The sequence below is a fragment of the Aestuariibacter sp. A3R04 genome (assembly GCF_018860805.1).
In the GTDB taxonomy this organism is placed as follows: domain Bacteria; phylum Pseudomonadota; class Gammaproteobacteria; order Enterobacterales; family Alteromonadaceae; genus Alteromonas.
This window is the reverse complement of the sequence record NZ_JAHKQR010000018.1, coordinates 51757-69080: the sequence shown is the minus strand read 5'-3', so window position 1 is coordinate 69080 and position 17324 is coordinate 51757. Positions and strand designations below refer to the sequence as shown.

The 17324-nt window shown below is 47.3% G+C and carries 14 protein-coding genes and 1 tRNA gene; 11 read left to right on the top strand and 4 right to left on the bottom strand.

All coding sequences use genetic code 11. The features are described from left to right. The first annotated feature begins 18 nt into the window (after window positions 1–18). Together KO518_RS19530 and KO518_RS19525 are read left to right on the top strand one after the other, a co-directional pair. A complete protein-coding gene (locus KO518_RS19530) occupies window positions 19–1314 on the top strand; it encodes an amidohydrolase (protein ID WP_216027540.1) in 1296 nt (431 codons plus the stop codon). 34 nt (window positions 1315–1348) lie between these two features. Continuing rightward, entirely contained in the window at window positions 1349–4177 is a 2829-nt protein-coding gene (locus tag KO518_RS19525; protein WP_216027539.1) for a hybrid sensor histidine kinase/response regulator, read from the top strand. On the opposite strand, the gene nhaA is transcribed toward KO518_RS19525, so the two are convergent. Together nhaA and KO518_RS19515 are read right to left on the bottom strand one after the other, a co-directional pair. Further along, on the bottom strand, window positions 4132–5379 hold the full coding sequence (gene nhaA, locus KO518_RS19520; RefSeq protein ID WP_216027538.1) for a Na+/H+ antiporter NhaA: 1248 nt from the start codon (window positions 5377–5379) through the stop codon (window positions 4132–4134). The two genes, KO518_RS19525 and nhaA, sit on opposite strands and share 46 nt — an antisense overlap. Before the next feature lie 4 nt (window positions 5380–5383). Further along, window positions 5384–6262: a LysR family transcriptional regulator gene (locus KO518_RS19515; protein ID WP_216027537.1), complete on the bottom strand. Its 879-nt coding sequence runs from the start codon at window positions 6260–6262 to the stop codon at window positions 5384–5386. A gap of 211 nt (window positions 6263–6473) precedes the next feature. Here KO518_RS19515 and purE point away from each other — a divergent pair, with 211 nt between their 5' ends. The 6 genes from purE (at window position 6474) to KO518_RS19485 (ending at window position 10579) form a co-directional block, all read left to right on the top strand. Further along, window positions 6474–6965, top strand: coding sequence for a 5-(carboxyamino)imidazole ribonucleotide mutase (purE, locus tag KO518_RS19510; protein ID WP_216027536.1), 492 nt, complete (start codon window positions 6474–6476; stop codon window positions 6963–6965). Continuing rightward, window positions 6962–8107: a 5-(carboxyamino)imidazole ribonucleotide synthase gene (locus tag KO518_RS19505; RefSeq protein ID WP_216027535.1), complete on the top strand. Its 1146-nt coding sequence runs from the start codon at window positions 6962–6964 to the stop codon at window positions 8105–8107. Before purE ends, KO518_RS19505 begins: the two co-directional genes overlap by 4 nt. Before the next feature lie 61 nt (window positions 8108–8168). Next, a tRNA-Thr gene (locus KO518_RS19500) sits at window positions 8169–8244 on the top strand. 165 nt (window positions 8245–8409) lie between these two features. Then, complete coding sequence (locus tag KO518_RS19495) at window positions 8410–8883, top strand: copper chaperone PCu(A)C (protein ID WP_216027534.1); 474 nt, start codon at window positions 8410–8412, stop codon at window positions 8881–8883. 108 nt (window positions 8884–8991) lie between these two features. Then, the gene (locus tag KO518_RS19490) at window positions 8992–9465 is read left to right on the top strand and encodes a Dps family protein (RefSeq protein WP_216027533.1); all 474 of its coding nucleotides are present in this window, start codon (window positions 8992–8994) and stop codon (window positions 9463–9465) included. 7 nt (window positions 9466–9472) lie between these two features. Further along, complete coding sequence (locus KO518_RS19485) at window positions 9473–10579, top strand: PQQ-dependent sugar dehydrogenase (RefSeq protein ID WP_216027532.1); 1107 nt, start codon at window positions 9473–9475, stop codon at window positions 10577–10579. A 53-nt stretch (window positions 10580–10632) separates the two neighbouring features. Here the strand turns inward: KO518_RS19485 and KO518_RS19480 are convergent, their stop codons facing one another. Next, window positions 10633–12570 carry an aminotransferase class V-fold PLP-dependent enzyme gene (locus tag KO518_RS19480; RefSeq protein ID WP_216027531.1) on the bottom strand — a complete coding sequence of 646 codons (1938 nt, stop codon included), beginning with the start codon at window positions 12568–12570 and terminating at the stop codon, window positions 10633–10635. 189 nt (window positions 12571–12759) lie between these two features. On the opposite strand from KO518_RS19480, the gene KO518_RS19475 reads away from it, so the two are divergent. Next, window positions 12760–13620 (top strand): co-chaperone YbbN, encoded by an 861-nt coding sequence (locus KO518_RS19475; protein WP_216027530.1) that lies wholly within the window; start codon window positions 12760–12762, stop codon window positions 13618–13620. A gap of 85 nt (window positions 13621–13705) precedes the next feature. On the opposite strand, the gene KO518_RS19470 is transcribed toward KO518_RS19475, so the two are convergent. Then, window positions 13706–14131, bottom strand: a complete 426-nt coding sequence (locus KO518_RS19470; protein ID WP_216027529.1) for a hypothetical protein — start codon at window positions 14129–14131, stop codon at window positions 13706–13708. A gap of 337 nt (window positions 14132–14468) precedes the next feature. Here KO518_RS19470 and KO518_RS19465 point away from each other — a divergent pair, with 337 nt between their 5' ends. Both KO518_RS19465 and KO518_RS19460 read left to right on the top strand, forming a co-directional pair. Next, window positions 14469–15767, top strand: a complete 1299-nt coding sequence (locus tag KO518_RS19465; RefSeq protein WP_216027528.1) for an adenylosuccinate synthase — start codon at window positions 14469–14471, stop codon at window positions 15765–15767. 125 nt (window positions 15768–15892) lie between these two features. Continuing rightward, window positions 15893–17305: an aldehyde dehydrogenase family protein gene (locus KO518_RS19460; protein ID WP_216027527.1), complete on the top strand. Its 1413-nt coding sequence runs from the start codon at window positions 15893–15895 to the stop codon at window positions 17303–17305. Window positions 17306–17324: the final 19 nt, after the last annotated feature.

Here is a 17324-nt window from a genome sequence, read left to right as displayed (position 1 = left end):
CCAAACAGGAATAATAATATGCGTAAGCAACTATTTGGCGTTTCCCTCGCACTAGCGTTTTCCTCCTGCTCTTTAGCTGCAACTAATGTCGATACCATGGCAGACAACATCGAGGCTGATGTTATTAAATGGCGCCACCATCTGCATCAACACCCTGAGTTATCTAATCGTGAATTCGAGACGGCCAGATACGTTGAGACGTATTTGCGTTCTTTGGGCCTTGAAGTAGAAACCGGGGTAGCGAAAACCGGGGTGGTAGCTATTCTCGATAGTGGAAACCCTGGGCCAGTTGTGGCCCTGCGGGCAGATATGGATGGCTTGCCAGTACCTGAGGAAAATGACCTGCCCTGGCGTTCTCAGGTAACCGGAGAATACGACGGCAAAACCGTGCCAGTAATGCATGCATGTGGTCATGACACTCATATGGCTATGCTAATGGGGGCCGCGAAAATTCTGTCAGATATGAAAAGCGAGTTGAAAGGAAAAGTGAAGTTTATCTTTCAGCCTGCTGAAGAAGGCGCTCCCCCCGGTGAGGTCGGTGGTGCTGAAATCATGGTAAAAGAAGGCGTGCTCAAAGGCCCTGACGTTGACGTTATTTTCGGATTGCATATCAGTGCGAATCTGGATGTGAACAAAGTAAGCTACAAGCCTGGGGGCGCTATGGCCGCCGTCGATCCGTTTAAAATTGTTATCAAGGGTAAGCAGGCACATGGCGCGTACCCTTGGAAAAGTGTTGACCCTGTGGTAACGGCTGCACAAATGGTGATGTCATTGCAAACGATAGTGAGCCGTGAGATTAAATTAATTGATGATGCTGCCGTGGTGTCTGTTGGTTCTATTCATGGTGGAAACCGTTCCAACATTATTCCTCGTGAGGTTGAGTTGGTGGGAACCATCCGCACGTTAGATAAAAAAGCGCGTGAGCACGTTTACGAAGCCATGGCAAGAAAAGTAAAAGGCATTGCCGACAGTATGGGGGCTTCGGCGGAACTGATATTACCGCTCGATTATAGTTACCCAATTACCTATAATGACCCAGAGCTTACAGCAAAAATGCTGCCAACCTTGCAGCGAACAGCGGGTGAGGATAAAGCAGTACTTGCAAAGGCCGTGACGGGAGCAGAAGATTTCTCCTTCTACCAGGAAAAGGTGCCCGGTTTATTCTTATGGGTAGGCGGCAAACCGCTGGATGTGCCGGAAGAAGCGTCACCAGCACATCATACACCTGAATTTTACGTAGATGACGAAGGCATGAAGCTTGGTGTTAAGTTGTTGACAAATCTGACGTTAGATTACATGAACCAAGCAGACTAACTACTGGGGTTGGTCTCGCGTAGAGAATGGCGTAATGCGCGATAAAAATTTTAAATGGCTGGTGGCATTAACACTGATTGGATTTGGTCTGAGCTTTCTGCCACAGCCGTTTATAAGTGAAGGGTTAACGCTTTTTGGGTTGCCCGTCGCTGTACTGATAGCATTGTTTTTCCCGCCGCGTTGTGCTTTGTTTGCTATTGGCGTTGCGCTATCGCCCGCGCTCTATTTGCACGCTTTGAGCTTACCGCTTGTTGCCCTGTTTGCGCTACCGGTGTTTGTGTCGCTGCAGGCTTACGGGAAGGCCATTTTTTATCACTTAAAAGTTACTACGGTTACATACAGCTGCGCTCTTGTGCTCATTTTATTGGGGTATTACAGTGTCAGTTTGGGCAATTTCTCGCAGCTTACGATTACCGCTACAGCGGTAACCTGGTTTTGTGCCCTGATGAGTATGATGACGGGCCATTTGGCCTTTCTTTTCATTCAACTGAGATTCTTCCCGCAACGTATTTCAGAGCAAATTCACGTTAAGCAATTGTTGGGGTACTGTTTTAGTGCATTGTTCTTTGTGGCAGTGTTTACTGTCAGCTATGCGTTTATTTATCAGAACCAGCAAACTCAGTTGCAGCAGTTTAGCTACTACATGAAGCAGCGTGTCTTTGTGTTAAGTGAGCAAATTCAGTCCTATCTCGGTGAACATCAGGGCGCAATTAATTTAGCTGCCATCAGTTTGTCGCAGGCAGACAATTCTGTTTACGTTGAGAGTGATAACGCCAACGCTATTCTGGCGTCTTTGTCGGTAACAAGCCCGTCATTTTTAACCTTTCTGACCACCAATAATAAGGGCATTATTACCAATGCCTGGCCTGAGAACCTATTGGAACTGGTAAAGCGTTCGGGCATGCTGGATATTTCGGAACGGACTTACTATCGACGAGTCGTACAAACTGGAGAACCCTATTTTTCCGAAGCCTTCGAAGGGCGAGGTTTTGGCACCGAGCCCATTGTGGCAATATCCGCTCCTGTGAAAAACGCGCAGAATGAAATCATGGGAATCGTTGAAGGTTCACTGTCGTTGAGTGCATTTAATCGTTTTGATGCGCAAAACATCGGCGGCTTCAGAATGATGGTTGAAGACAGCGGTGGCAGAGTTGTATATGCCTCAACGCCACTCCATATCAATACGCTGTCGTTGTTTTCCTTTGATTCCTGTGACGCCGCGTCCTGCAACGGAGTGGTAGGTTTTAACGGCAACAAATGGTTTGCGCAGAGTGCAGTTATACAGCCTTATGGTTGGCATGTACGGTTCTTTTTCGATTACAAAGAATTTGTTGCTATTACCAATGAATCACTGGTAACTGTGCTCGGTTTGCTTGTCATTCTCGGGGTGTTGGGTCTTACAGGTGGTTTTGCCTTATCCGGCTTTTTGGCGTTGCCGCTCAATCGGCTAGTTGAACAATTTGAACGCTTTGATCCTAAGTATTCAAGGGTTTCCGCAAAATCCGATCCACTCCAGCCTATTGCTGAAGTTCAAGCACTTGAAAAGGCATTTTCGTCGTTACAGATGCGCCTTATACAAGCGTTTAATGAACTCGATTCTGCCCACCTGGATCAACAAAAGTTAAATGCCCAACTCAATTCTTTTAATCAGACGCTCGAGTCTCGTATTGAAGAAAAAACCCAATCTCTTGAGTTGGCTCTTCGTGAGGCGGAAGCCGCTAATATTGCCAAGTCACAATTTCTTGCCAATATGTCTCATGAAATTCGAACGCCGATGAATGGGATTATCGGTTCCTGTGAGAATTTGTTAGACGATGATATTCCACCACTCATCACGCGCAGGATCACGATGATTTCTCAGTCGGCCGCGAATTTGCTGATGATTCTGGACAGTATTTTGGACTGGTCTAAAATTGAAGCGGGTAAAATGCAACTCGACAGTACGTCTTTCTCCCTGCAAGACGTGATCGAAGCATCCTTTTACCTGCATCAGGACTCGGCGATTAATAAAGGCGTCACCTGTTCGTTAACGTATTTGAATGACTTGCCCAATGCCGTGCTTGGTGACATGGGTAAATTGTCGCAAATTATTAATAACCTCCTTAGCAATGCCGTTAAGTTCACGCAAGACGGTGAAATTACAGTGTCTTTGGGTTATGAGGAACAATGGGCAACGCTAACGGTGCAAGATACCGGTGTCGGGATCCCGGACGATAAGCTGCAAGGTATTTTTGAGCAGTTTGCCCAGGCTGATACATCCACCACCCGGGTATACGGCGGTACTGGTCTTGGGTTGGCAATTACGCAACGGCTAGTTGAATTAATGGGGGGGAAAATACAGGTGGATTCGAAAGTGGGAGAGGGCACCACTTTCATTGTTACCTTGCCATTTAAGCCAGCAACCCGCCAAGTACAAAGTTTCGAAAATGCCCCGGTAACTCTTCCGGACAACCTCAAAGTACTGGTAGTGGAAGACAATGATATTAACGCTCACATAGTGCTCGATATGTTAAAAGCGCAAAAGGTGAAATGCATCAGAGTCGGACATGGGAAAGACGCGTTAAACGCAATACATCAGTTTAACTTTCACATCGTATTAATGGATTGTCAGATGCCAGTGATGGATGGCTTCGAGGCGACCCGGGAAATCCGTGCTCTGGTGGGTGAAAAACGCCATATCCCCATCGTGGCGCTCACAGCGAACGCATTTAGTGAAGACCAGGTTCGTTGCTTGGACGCGGGTATGAACGGGTATTTAAGTAAGCCCGTCAGGCGGCAAGCGCTGTTTGCCAAATTGTCGGAAGTTTACCAACGCCACTATGGCTCAAGTGGTGTATCCACATCCGTTGCATCCGCCGATTGAGTCGGTTTTCCCACTACGTACAACACAAGGTAACCGAGGAGGGCGGCCACCACCGAACCTGAGAGTATACCTACTCGTTCGTCAAATACTCGGTTAACCCCGGTGCCTTCAAATGCTAACGAACCTATGAATAAACTCATGGTAAAGCCTACGCCACATAGCAGCGCACAACCGTATATGTGTTTGAACGACAAATCATCAGGTAATGTCGCCAGCTTTAGCTTGACTGCCATCCAACTGAACGCAAAAACGCCAAGCTGCTTTCCTACCACCAAACCCAGAAAAATACCAAAGGTGACAGGGTGAAAAATACCTTCCGGGCGAATTTGGCTAAAATCAATACCGGCATTGGCAAAGGCGAAAATTGGTAAGATAGCGAAGCTTACTGTGCTGTTCAGGCTGTGTTCCAGCCGGGTTACGGGAGAATAACCCGGGTCTTTGTTATCACGCATGGGAATAAACGCGGCCAGTACTACGCCGGCTAGAGTGGCATGAACACCAGACTTTAGCATAGCAACCCACAAAATAATGCCCACCATTATATAAGCTGGAATATCAACCACGTTTTTTCGATTCATCATATACAGCACCGGCAGGCACACGGCGGCAACAATGAGGGCGGTTAGTGTGATGTTTTCGGTGTAGAAAACGGCAATGATAATGATGGCGCCAATGTCATCAATAATTGCGAGGGTAACTAAAAAAATCTTTAGACTGGCAGGCACGCGACTACCCAGCAGAGCCATGATGCCCAATGCAAAAGCTATGTCCGTTGCTGCCGGAATCGCCCAGCCCGACATGGCATTTTCGGCTCCCCAGGTGCACCACAAATATATGGTTACTGGTGCAATCATGCCGCCAATGGCACCTGCCGCGGGCAAGACAATGTCCTTAGGGTTGGAAAGTTCGCCTTCGGCAACCTCTCGTTTTAGTTCCAGGCCGACGTGAAAGAAAAACACAGCCATCAACCCATCGTTGATCCACAACAACAAAGGTTTGTCTATGGCAAAACTACCAGCCGCAATGGTGACATACATGTCGATAAGTTGGTTGTAATAATAATTGAGTGGCGTGTTGGCTACGATCAATGCCAGGACGGTAGCTGCCATCAGCACGATTCCGGCCGAAGAATCGCGGTTCAGAAAATTGTGAACGTCAGAGACAATATCATCTAGTACCTGTTCAACATCTCTTTTAGCCATGTAACTACTCCGCGCTCAATAGCGCCCGCTTAAATGCTTGGGCGGCAAGACTTATCTGTCGGTGTTTTACGGTGACAGCCTGCCAGTGGTTCACCAGCGGAAAATCTTTTACCGTAAGTATTTTTACACTTTCTCTGTGGGTTTGTTCCAGTGTGTGCTCAGAAATGATAGCCAAACCCAGACCTGATGTCACGGCAAGGCGAATAGCCTCATTGCTCTCTATTAACATGGGATTCTCAAACACGATACCGTGCTCATCACAGTAGTCCTGAATAGTCCGGCGGGTGCCACTGCCAAACTCCCGGAGTAAAAATTTTTGCTTGCTGAGTGTCTGTAAATCACAGTGATCAGGGCCGTCATAATTGGGTGGGGCGATCACGACCAGTTTGTTTTGCAAAAACGGCGTACATTCTAAGGTACTGTCTGCAGGTGGTTGAGTGAAAATATAAATGTCGTCACGGTTGTGTCGGAGGCGTTCAATGATATCTGCCCGGTTACCCACTGTGAAACGTACATCAATATTGGGATGCTGTTGACAGAAAGGGCTGAGGATTGGCGGAATGATGTACTTGGCAGTGGTGACTACCGACAGCTTTAACGTGCCTATTTCAACACCCTGCAAAGCGCGAACCTGACTTTCAAGTCGGGACTGAGAACCGAGCACTTCTTGGGCACACTGATACACAGCTTCACCCGCCTCAGTCATCTTTAACTGTCCGTAAGTTTGTTCGAATAATGGCATGCCGATAATGCCTGTGAGCTTCTTTAATTGTAAAGATACTGTCGGCTGTGACAATGAAAGGGCAGCGGACGCGGCGGTAACGGAACCATTGTCAACAATACTTTGAAACACTTCCAAGAGTCGAAATGTGAGAGACTGCATATAAATCCTATCTGTCAGATGTGTTTTGTGCCGTTTCCCTTATAGATTATAGTAAAAAAGTTAAAAAGATAGATTTATACGCGCATGGCTGTCGTACGGTATATGGGTATTATCAGAATTTATGCTAAAATCTCCCGCTCTTTGGCTTGTTGCATAAATATCAAACATTCGCAGGCCCACAAGCTATTAATTTGATGACGGGAGTCACACGATGGCCAAAGTTGCTATTGTTATGGGGTCAACCTCTGACTGGCCCACCATGCAGAACGCTGCAAAAATGCTAACAAACCTTGGCGTTGACTATGAGGCAAGCGTGGTGTCTGCTCATAGAACACCAAATTTGCTGGTGGAGTTTGCTGAATCTGCGCACAAAGAGGGGTTTAGTTGTATTATTGCCGGCGCTGGTGGTGCTGCACACCTGCCAGGCATGATCGCCGCGCATACGCATCTGCCGGTATTTGGTTGCCCTGTAAAATCTAAGGCGCTAAACGGTATAGATTCTCTGTTGTCCATCGTGCAAATGCCCAAAGGTGTTGCTGTAGGTACTCTTGCGATCGGTGATGCCGGTGCCGCCAATGCCGGATTACTTGCCGCACAGGTTGTGGCACTGAATGACGGTAATGTGCGTGATAAAGTCATTGCTTTCAGGCAGTCGCAAACCGATACCGTGTTGAGCAGTGGTGAATTGGAGTTAGATGAATGAGAGTTTTGGTGTACGGGGCGGGGCAACTCGCGCAAATGATGTACCTGGCGGGTTGTCCCCTGGGTATTGAAGTGCATGCAGTGGAGGTCAGCAATGACACCGTTGTACACCCCGTCAGCAAGCGTCCGCTGGACATTACCCTGGCTCAGGCTATTGAATCTTCAGATGCGCTGACTGTTGAGTTTGAGCACGTACCGGAGCGCTTACTGGAAGAAGCCAGTAAGTCAGAAAAATTATACCCCTCCATCGATGCTGTGTTGGTGGGCGCTGACCGCGTCAGGGAAAAACGCTTGTTAGACGCACTAAATGTGCCGAATGCCGCTCATAAGGTCGTGACTTACATTGATGAGTTGGAAGATTGTATATCAGCCCTAGGGGATAAACTCATTATTAAGGCCAGTCGCGACGGTTACGATGGCTATGGGCAGTGGCGTTTAACCAGTGAAGAGCAGTTACCAGAGCTAAAACAAGCGCTGGGTAATCTCAACCTCACTACAGTACCGCTGGTTGTAGAGCAAATGGTTAATTTTGACCGCGAACTTTCCTTGGTGGGTGTACGCGATAAATCAGGCGATATTAAAGTGTATCCTCTGGCTGAAAACCTGCATCACCAAGGGCAGCTCCACGTATCCGTGGCGCCGGCGCCAAATGTGAGTGATGATTTGCAGAGCAAGGCAGAAGACATCTTTCGCAACCTCGCCGACGGCATGAACTATGTCGGTGTGCTGGCCGTAGAAATGTTTCAGTGTGGTAACGGTTTGTTGGTGAATGAACTGGCCCCACGCGTTCACAATTCCGGTCACTGGTCAATGAGTGGTAGTGATACCAGTCAGTTTGAGAATCACTTGCGCGCCGTTGTGGGCTTGCCGCTGGGAAATACCGCTGCCCGAGGGCCGAGTGCTATGGTTAATATTATCGGTTGTAGCAGCTTTTCCCGTGATTTGCTTAAAATACCCGGTTGCCATTTGCATTGGTATGGCAAAACAGTGCGGGAAAAGAGAAAAATGGGTCATATTAACGTTACTGCAGCAAGCTATCGCGAGCTGGGTGAGAAACTGGAAGCGCTGGGACAATTTGTGCCTTCCGAGTTTTTCCCAACGTTAGGCAGAGAAGCGAGAAAACTAAAACACATAGAGCCTTGACACAGCGGAATTCATAGCTACAATACGCATCCGCTGTTCGCAGCAAAAAGTGTGAAAGTGTGCCGACTTAGCTCAGTTGGTAGAGCAACTGACTTGTAATCAGTAGGTCGCCAGTTCGATTCCGGCAGTCGGCACCATTTTTCTCACTTTCCCATCCTTATCTCTCCAATGTCATCTTTTGGCGCAATTTTATCAGCTTTCCTTGTTTTACATCACCTTTGGTAAGGTTATTTCAGCGCAAATTACTTCATTCTGTGTCTGCTTAGGGATAGTATGGCAATAACGCAGACACGGAGTGGCAGATGATGAATGTACGAGGTGTGGCCGGTTTAACGGCATTGTTTTTCCTTTTTTTTTCGACAATGAGTTTCGCGCAAATTAGCATCACAGATGCGTGGGCCAGGGCAACATTTCCAATGGCAAACTCTGGTGCTGTTTATTTAACGCTTAGTAACAAGTCAAACAGCGAGCTGGTGCTTGAGTCTGTAGCTACTGAGGCGAGCATAGCAAGAGCTGCTCAGATTCACACTACACTTATGTCTGAAGGTATGATGAAAATGCGCGAGATGAAAAAAGGCCTCGTGATCCCTGCGCAGGGATCAGTTGTGTTAGAGCCGGGAGCTGCGCACATCATGCTTGTGGGGCTGAAGGTAGGGCTAACGGAAGGGCAAACAGTACCTTTGTATTTACAGTTTTCTAACGGGCAAAGCTCTTCTGTAAATGTCCCCGTAAAACCGGCTGAAGATAGGGATATGCCTGCGCATCATCACCACTAGTACGAATATTATTCTGAATAAGTGTAATCCAAAATTAAAGCATGCTAGTATCATAATTATAGATTTGAAATTTTCTTATTAATTGGTAATTGCTATCAGGAGAGTAAGATGAGTAAGATAGACATCGGTATTTCAGAAACAGACCGCACTGCAGTTGCGGAAGGTTTAAAACGCTTACTGGCCGACTCGTACACATTGTACCTGCAAACCCATAATTTTCACTGGAACGTCACAGGCCCGCAATTCCGTGAACTGCATTTGATGTTTGAAGAGCATTACACCGAACTTGCAGAAGCCGTGGATGAAATTGCGGAACGCATCCGCACATTAGGTGTAGCAGCACCAGGAACGTATAAGTCATTCGTTGAGTTAAGCTCAATTAAAGAAGTTGAAGGTGTACCGGAAGCGAGTGAAATGGTGCGTCTGTTAACCCTAGGTCATGAAGCTGTGGTGAAAACGTCCCGGGAAGCGCTCAAGTTGGCGCAGGATGCCGACGACGAGTCTTCTGCTGCGTTGGTGTCTGATCGTATGCGGGTTCACGAAAAAACTGCGTGGATGCTTCGCGCGACTTTGCCAAACTAGTGATCACATGATCACTTCACAACTTAGAAAGTGGTGTCTGGCTGCCTCGTTGGGCACTGCTTTTTTCACATCGGCATGGGCGCATACGGTGAAAGTGGAAACACTGACCGATGCACTCTCTCACCCTTGGGGTTTGGCATTTTTGCCTGGGGGAGACATTGTTCTTACTGAAAGGCCGGGAAATATTAGGCTTTTTCGTCACGATACAGGGCTGGGTGCACCGCTTAAAAACGTGCCAGCTGTGGCTGCGGTGAATCAAGGTGGCATGTTGGGGATAGCCGTCGACCCACATTTCCGAGACAACCAAACTATTTACTTTTGTTACAGTCAGCCCGGTGAAGATGGCAGTACCAGTGCGGTTAGTCGCGCCCGCATTCAAGGAGATCGGCTAGAAGATGTCGAAACACTGTTTACGGCATCGCCCAGGGTAGACAATGGTTTTCACTTTGGTTGTCGAGTGGCGTTTGATGGTAACGGCGATTTGTTTATTACACTGGGTGAACGCTATAAGCTTATGCAGGAAGCGCAAAATACCGACAATCATTTGGGCAAAATTGTGCGCATTCGCCCAGATGGATCGATTCCTGACGATAACCCCTTTGTCGACGGTAAAGCGCCGGAGATTTATTCTTACGGACACCGCAATGTACAGGGGTTGACCATTCATCCTGAGACCGGTGCGGTGTGGGCAATGGAACATGGGCCGAAAGGTGGTGACGAAGTCAATTTGATCAAAAAAGGCAAGAATTATGGCTGGCCGGTGATCACCTATGGTATTGATTACAGTGGGGACATCATCTCTGATAAAACAGAGATGCCAGGTATGGAGCAACCTGTGTTGTACTGGGATCCATCTATAGCGCCAAGTGGTATGGTATTTTATCAGGGCGATAAATTTCCTGACTGGCGTGGGGATTTACTCGTAGGTTCACTGAAATTTACCCACTTACGTCGCATCGGGATGAATGAGGGAAAGCCAGGCCAACAGGAGGTGTATTTGCAAGACAGAAAAGAGCGGATCCGCGATGTGGTTGAAGGGCCCGATGGCTATCTTTATCTGCTTACTGATACGCCAGAAGGCAAATTGCTAAAAGTGATGCCAGGGGAAGATTGAGCACCCGCATAAGAAGCCGGTCAGTGCTACAAGACCGGTTTCTTGCCTGTCAGTTATGGGCGTTGCTTGACCACGTAAAGTTCCCCGTCATACAAGCCCTGGATGGTTAACTTTTGATTCGATAATGAGCGCATGTAATTAATGTGGTCTTCTTCAATGCGCTGCCCAGGAATGATGAGCGGAATACCCGGCGGATAAGGCGTTACTAATCCGGCCGCGATACAACCTTGACTCTCCTGCCACGGAACCGCTTCGCGTTCACCAAAAAAGGCCGAAGACGGCAACATTTCCAGGCTTATGGGTGGGATGATGGCAGGGAGAGAAGGTCGAGACTTACTTTTTGTAAGGGACGCTTTGCCTTGATCGAGTTTTTTCAGAGCATTGTATAATCTGACAATTTTAGAGCGCATACCGCCAAGGGTAAGCAGAACCAGAATAGTGCTGTGAGTAAATTTCTCAATTTCCAAGCCAACCTCATCCATAAGAAAACGGTGAATTTCCTGATTCGAATAGGACAACTCCGACACGTCAATCAAAATTTTAAGGGGGTCGTGGCCGATATTATCTTCGCTAAAGTGAGGGAAGATTTTTTTAAAATCTGCGCTTTCCAGAATACGGATTTTTGAGAAGCGGCTTACCTGTTCTTTGAATTCTGCCACGTTACTCAGCAACTCATTGAGTATTTTATACCCTTCCATTTCCAACTGCTGTCGACATACATCCAATGATGCAATCAACTGATACTTTGGCGATGTACTGGTGTGAATACTGTACACTTCTTTAAAGAAATCCTTGTCGAAATCCGGGTCGTTGACATGAATGAACGAGGCTTGAGAAAATGCAGATACAACTTTGTGAGCCGAGTGAGTGATGTAATCGGCGCCGGAGTTAATGGCAGAATAGTGCCTGAAGTAAGGGTGAAATAAGGAATAGGCAAACCATGCTTCATCAATGAAGACTTTCATGCCGTGTGCATGTCCAAGGCTCACCACCTGTTGTAAGTCGGTGAGCAGCCCGTCATAGGTACACCCGGTTAACACTATCAGCTTGGCGTCCGGGTTACTTTCAATGAGTTCCCGTAGTTGAGACAGTCTGGGCGGAGAAAAAATGCCGTAGTCCGGGTTAAACACACTGTCGAGGTAAACTGGCATGGCCCGGGCTTGCACAATGCCGTAATGTACCGATTTGTGACAATTGCGATCGGCAATCACTTTATCCCCTTCGCGAAGTAAGGTTTGCAATATGATTTTGTTCGATGTTGAAGAGCCGTTTGTGACGAAGTAAGATTGTTTAACTTCAAAGGTATTTGCCAATGCCGCTTGCGCCCGGCCAATTGCATGGGTGCCATCAGACAATGAGCCTAAGGAATCTACGCTCACCGACAAATCACTGACAAAAACATTGCGCCCAAAGAAACGATAGAAATCGCTTATATATGGTGAGTTTCGAAAGCTGGCACCACCACTGTGGCCGGGCGTATGCCAGGAGTCATTGGCTTCGAGTACATACTCTTTATAAGCAGTCCAGAACGGCGTTTCATTGCGATCATCGAAATCGTTAATGATATACCCGAGAATGGATTCGGGGTCAGAGATGATGTCATTGCGATAGAAAAACGACTCCATGCCGTTTGACTGGTTAACTATATCAAGGCCTTTGATGGCGTCTCCGAGTACATAAACCGGCAGTTCCGGACGAATCGCTTTAATCGCTTCAATAACAATGGCGTTATTTTCTACCCGTTGTTTGCCGGGGTTGTCAGCGTCTATTTCGCATTGCTTGACATCAGTGTCCCAACTGAAGACCACTGCTTGTATATCTCCATCGCAATGCACCACTTGCAGCGCCTTTTCCACTGAAGCTGCCTCGACTATTGATATATCAATGTCAGGTCGATCAAATAACGCAATTGTATTTTGAATACTGTCAGTTAGTTGTTCAAGAAGCGCAGTTGAATCTTCGATGATAAGAATTTTTAAGGCAGGAAGCATGTTAGTGGAAGATGCCCATTAATACGGTGTTTGTTTAGTGTATCCTGCTTTTGTCAAACTGTCAGTGGAATTCAAGGCGCGATTTCAGTATATGTATTGCGCGTTATATTGTGTCTACTGCTTTTCGCGTACTTGAGATTTATTTTGGGATACCCATATCATTGGGCAAACAGTTTAAAGGCGACATTCATGGATAATTTAGTAGCAAACCAGACCGTTGACATCACCCCGGAAAATTTTCAGCAAGTGATATTGAACGACTCCCAGGAAAAAGTGGTGCTGGTGGATTTCTGGGCCGAATGGAGCGAACAAAGTAAAGATGTTTCTCCATTATTGGAAAAAATTGCAGCTGAGTATGGTGACAGTTTACTTCTTGCGCGGGTTGATTGTGACGCGCAGCAGGAAGTAGCCGCTCAGTTCGGTATCCGCAACTTGCCCACCGTGATGGTTGTGAAGGATGGCCAGCCAGTTGATGGATTTGCCGGAGTACAGCCAGAAGCGCAAATCAGAGAAATGTTAGAAAAATATTTGCCTAAACCAGAAGACGCCTTGTTGGCAAAGGCTGGTGAAGCGATTTACGAAGGCGATTACGCGGCAGCATTTCCCCATGCAAAGCAAGCCTTTGAACTAAATCAGGAAAACGTCAACGCGCGTTATATGTATATCGATTGTTTGGTTGAAACTGGCGCGATTGAGATGGCAAAAACGCTGCTTTCAGAGATCAAGCTCGTTGATCAGGATAGTCGTTATCAGACTCTGTCAGGTAAAATAGAGCTTGCAGAGCAAGCTGCCGATTCACCGGAAATTCAACAGTTGACGAAAGACGTTGAGGCCCAGCCCGATAACTTGCAGCTCAAAGTGGACCTTGCCGTACAGTTACAACAGGCACATAAGTCTGCAGATGCATTGGCATTGTTATTCAGCGTGCTGAGTAAAGATCTGAATTTTGGTGAAGCGAAGAAGTTAATGCTGGATATGATTAACGCATTGCCAGACGGAGACCCTCTGAAGTCGGAATACCGCCGAAAGGTATACAGTTTGTTGTATTAAACAAGAGGATGCTCTTGCCGTGTGTGTTAGCGCTGGTGGCTGTTTTGCTTGCTACTGATTTGCTGACAATGCCCAAAGGCAGTGACTATTTGTGCTGGTAAGGTGTGAAGCCATCTCTTTCCAACCAGCACAGTGCTTCAAAATATCGGGTAAAATACGCCCTGTCGTAGTTGTGGTTTGAGATGTCTTCCCGCAAGTGGGGATGTGTCCTTTCTAACTGGGCTCTTTTAACCATACCTGAGTCGAGTACGTAAGCCGAACGAACTAACCCTTTTGCAATGCTTTTCTTAATAGCAACGGTAAGTACGTTCTGACATTCCGGTGTGGACAACACCCATCGTCTTCCGTCCATTAGCACCGCCCAGGGGGTTCCAGACAAAGGTTCTGTTATTCGGTGCATGTCCTCGGCAAGTGCCTCAGCAGTTGCTTTATTCCAAGCCCCCGTCGCATATACTTCCAGCACATTGCCTGATACATCAAGTGCGTAATGGCCCTGTAAAGGAAACCTCATTCACAATCCCTTTTATATTACTTACTGTATTGATATAGCAGATTTTTTAGCGATTGTTATTACAAATTCACTGGTCAAATCAGTTTGCGATTCCGGGTGCGTGCAGTTGCCCTTCGCGTTTACTGTCGATTAGACGGCAACCAACATATCAGTTCTGGAAACGCAAAGACGTATTTGTTGTGGTAGGACGTGTGAGCCTGTTCCGTCAGTCAGGCAATTAAAATAGTGAGAATTGCACATAGTCTGACGCATTGTGGTTTTTTTGCGCATAAAACAGATGATCATGGGTCAGTATTTTTGTTAGAATCCTCACCTAATTTTTTTACGCACTAGATTCATGGCAAAGAACGTTGTGGTACTCGGCACTCAATGGGGTGACGAAGGTAAAGGAAAGGTCGTAGACCTGTTAACAGATCGCGCTAAATACGTGGTTCGCTATCAGGGCGGTCACAATGCCGGTCACACACTGGTAATTGACGGTGAGAAAACCGTTCTTCACTTAATTCCATCCGGCATTTTACGCGATAATGTTACCTGTATTATTGGTAACGGCGTAGTACTGAGCCCGGAGGCACTGATGAAAGAAATCTCCATGCTGGAAGAGCGTGGGGTACCTGTTAGGGAGCGATTAAAAATCAGTGAAGCCTGCCCGCTTATTTTGCCTTTCCACATCGCGTTGGATGTCGCTCGCGAAAAAGCCCGTGGCAGCAAAGCTATCGGTACTACTGGTCGTGGCATCGGGCCAGCATACGAAGACAAAGTATCCCGCCGTGGTTTACGGGTAGGAGACTTGTTTAATCCGGAAGATTTCGCGGCCAAGTTGAAAGAAGTTCTCGACATACATAATTTCACTTTAACCCAGTACTACAAAGCACCAGCCGTTGACTTCGACGAAACGCTGAAGCAGGCGCTAAGCGTGGCGGACATATTAAAAGCCATGGTTGTTGATGTAACCGATGAGCTGGATAAAGCCCACAAGGCCGGTTTACCCATTATGTTTGAAGGTGCGCAGGGTACGTTGCTCGACATCGATCACGGTACTTACCCTTACGTGACGTCTTCAAATACCACCGTTGGCGGTGTTGCCACCGGTGCTGGGTTTGGTCCGCTGAACCTCGATTACGTACTCGGTATCGTGAAAGCATACACTACCCGCGTGGGTTCAGGTCCGTTCCCGACAGAATTGGATTGCGATGTGGGTGAACACCTGGGTGTGAAAGGCCACGAGTTTGGTGCCACAACCGGCCGCAAGCGTCGTACCGGTTGGTTTGATGCGGTCGCGATGAAGCGCGCGGTACAAATTAACTCGATTACCGGTTTCTGCTTAACAAAACTGGATGTTCTGGACGGATTGGATACGTTACAAATTTGTGTAGGCTATAAAGATGCCGAAGGCAATGTTAAGGATGTACCGCCAATGGCGGCAGATGGTTACGACCTGGTGACACCGGTATACGAAGAAATGCCTGGCTGGAAAGACAGCACATTTGGTGTGACCGAATTCGATAAGCTGCCACAAGAAGCGAAGAACTACATCGCTCGCCTGGAAACAATTACTGGAGTGCCAGTCGATATCGTGTCTACAGGGCCTGACAGAAATGAAACTATCGTACTGCGTCATCCATACGACGCATAAGCGAACATTGATTTAAAAAGCCTGCCTTGAGCAGGCTTTTTTGTGTCTGCTATTCGTCAAAATAGTTGGCAACTGATTGCACAATTGCAGTACAGTGGAGCTGTCTTCGTAAGGAGTGTTGTTTTATGCATTTAGTGTCAGACACTATTCAAACAAACGCAGAAAACGAACCAGATTATTCATCGCTGTTTTCGCTACTCAAGTCCGGTTTTAATACTGATAAGACCCGCTGTATTCAATGGCGGAAGAAGCAACTTCAAAGCCTGGTGAGCTTGTTAACCGAGCATCAACAAGAGATAAAAGAGGCGTTGTATCGGGATTTGGGTAAAGGGGAAACGGAATCCTGGACAGCAGAGATAGGCTATTTGCTTTCGGATATTCGCCACACGGTAAAACAATTAGATAGCTGGGCTGATCTGCGTCACGTTTCTACCCCCCTGGCTGCGCAACCAGGGCGTAGCTATTTACAACCCGAACCGTTGGGCGTGGTGTTGATTATTGGCGCCTGGAATTATCCTGTGCAATTGTTGCTTGCGCCCCTAGTGGCCGCGATTGCTGCCGGAAATTGTGCTGTTCTAAAGCCAAGCGAGCTAGCTCCTGCGTGTTCCTCTCTTGTGGCTCGTCTTATTCCACAGTATCTGGAGCAAGACACAGTCGCAGTGGTAGAAGGGGGAAAAAGAGAGACACAAGGGCTGCTTTCTCTTGCCTGGGATCACGTGTTTTATACCGGCGGCGCACAAGTTGGTAAAATCGTTATGCAGGCCGCGGCACAGCACTTAACACCGGTTACACTGGAGTTGGGTGGCAAAAGCCCCTGTGTTATCGACCGCTCCTGTAACTTAACCGTCACTGCTAGGCGGTTAGTGTGGGGCAAATGGATGAATTGTGGTCAAACCTGTATTGCGCCGGATTACGTGTTGGTAGACAAACATCAGGTGACGGCAGTCATTGAGGCACTAAAGGCGGAAATTTATCGTCAGTACGGCAATGCGCCTGTCGCGAGTAAAGACTACGGGCAAATTATTCATCAACGGCATTACAACAGGTTGTGTGAGCTTCTGCATGAGCAAAATGTAGTGTTTGGTGGAGAGCGATTACCAGAACAGCGCAAACTGGCTCCCACCATTGTACTTAATCCTGATCTCAATAGCCCTTTGATGCAGGAAGAGATTTTTGGCCCAATATTGCCAATTATCGTACTTGAGAATATTGAAGACAGTGTGGCTTTTATTCGCCACAGGGAGAAGCCGTTGGCTTTATATGTCTTTAGTGAAGATCACGGTTTTCGTGACCGTTTGCTATCGAAAACCAGTGCCGGGAGTGTGTGCGTGAACGATACCATGATGTTCATGACAAACCCGGCGCTGCCTTTTGGCGGGGTGGGAAACAGTGGCATGGGGCGATATCACGGCAAGTTTGGTTTCGACACCTTCAGCCATCTCAAGGCAGTGATGGTGAAGTCATCCAAGTTTGATGTGAAAGCGAGGTATGCCCCTTACTCACGTTGGAAACTCTGGTTACTAAAAAAACTCTTATAAAAAACAGGCATCAAGGAGT

Excerpts from the sequence above, each read along its gene's own strand:
- KO518_RS19475 (WP_216027530.1), top strand. The coding sequence starts at position 12,760 with ATGGATAATTTAGTAGCAAACCAGACCGTTGACATCACCCCGGAAAAT.
- nhaA (WP_216027538.1), bottom strand. The coding sequence starts at position 5,379 with ATGGCTAAAAGAGATGTTGAACAGGTACTAGATGATATTGTCTCTGAC.
- KO518_RS19480 (WP_216027531.1), bottom strand. The coding sequence starts at position 12,570 with ATGCTTCCTGCCTTAAAAATTCTTATCATCGAAGATTCAACTGCGCTT.
- KO518_RS19515 (WP_216027537.1), bottom strand. The coding sequence starts at position 6,262 with ATGCAGTCTCTCACATTTCGACTCTTGGAAGTGTTTCAAAGTATTGTT.
- KO518_RS19490 (WP_216027533.1), top strand. The coding sequence starts at position 8,992 with ATGAGTAAGATAGACATCGGTATTTCAGAAACAGACCGCACTGCAGTT.
- KO518_RS19525 (WP_216027539.1), top strand. The coding sequence starts at position 1,349 with ATGCGCGATAAAAATTTTAAATGGCTGGTGGCATTAACACTGATTGGA.
- KO518_RS19460 (WP_216027527.1), top strand. The coding sequence starts at position 15,893 with ATGCATTTAGTGTCAGACACTATTCAAACAAACGCAGAAAACGAACCA.
- KO518_RS19485 (WP_216027532.1), top strand. The coding sequence starts at position 9,473 with ATGATCACTTCACAACTTAGAAAGTGGTGTCTGGCTGCCTCGTTGGGC.
- KO518_RS19465 (WP_216027528.1), top strand. The coding sequence starts at position 14,469 with ATGGCAAAGAACGTTGTGGTACTCGGCACTCAATGGGGTGACGAAGGT.
- KO518_RS19470 (WP_216027529.1), bottom strand. The coding sequence starts at position 14,131 with ATGAGGTTTCCTTTACAGGGCCATTACGCACTTGATGTATCAGGCAAT.
- purE (WP_216027536.1), top strand. The coding sequence starts at position 6,474 with ATGGCCAAAGTTGCTATTGTTATGGGGTCAACCTCTGACTGGCCCACC.
- KO518_RS19530 (WP_216027540.1), top strand. The coding sequence starts at position 19 with ATGCGTAAGCAACTATTTGGCGTTTCCCTCGCACTAGCGTTTTCCTCC.
- KO518_RS19505 (WP_216027535.1), top strand. The coding sequence starts at position 6,962 with ATGAGAGTTTTGGTGTACGGGGCGGGGCAACTCGCGCAAATGATGTAC.
- KO518_RS19495 (WP_216027534.1), top strand. The coding sequence starts at position 8,410 with ATGATGAATGTACGAGGTGTGGCCGGTTTAACGGCATTGTTTTTCCTT.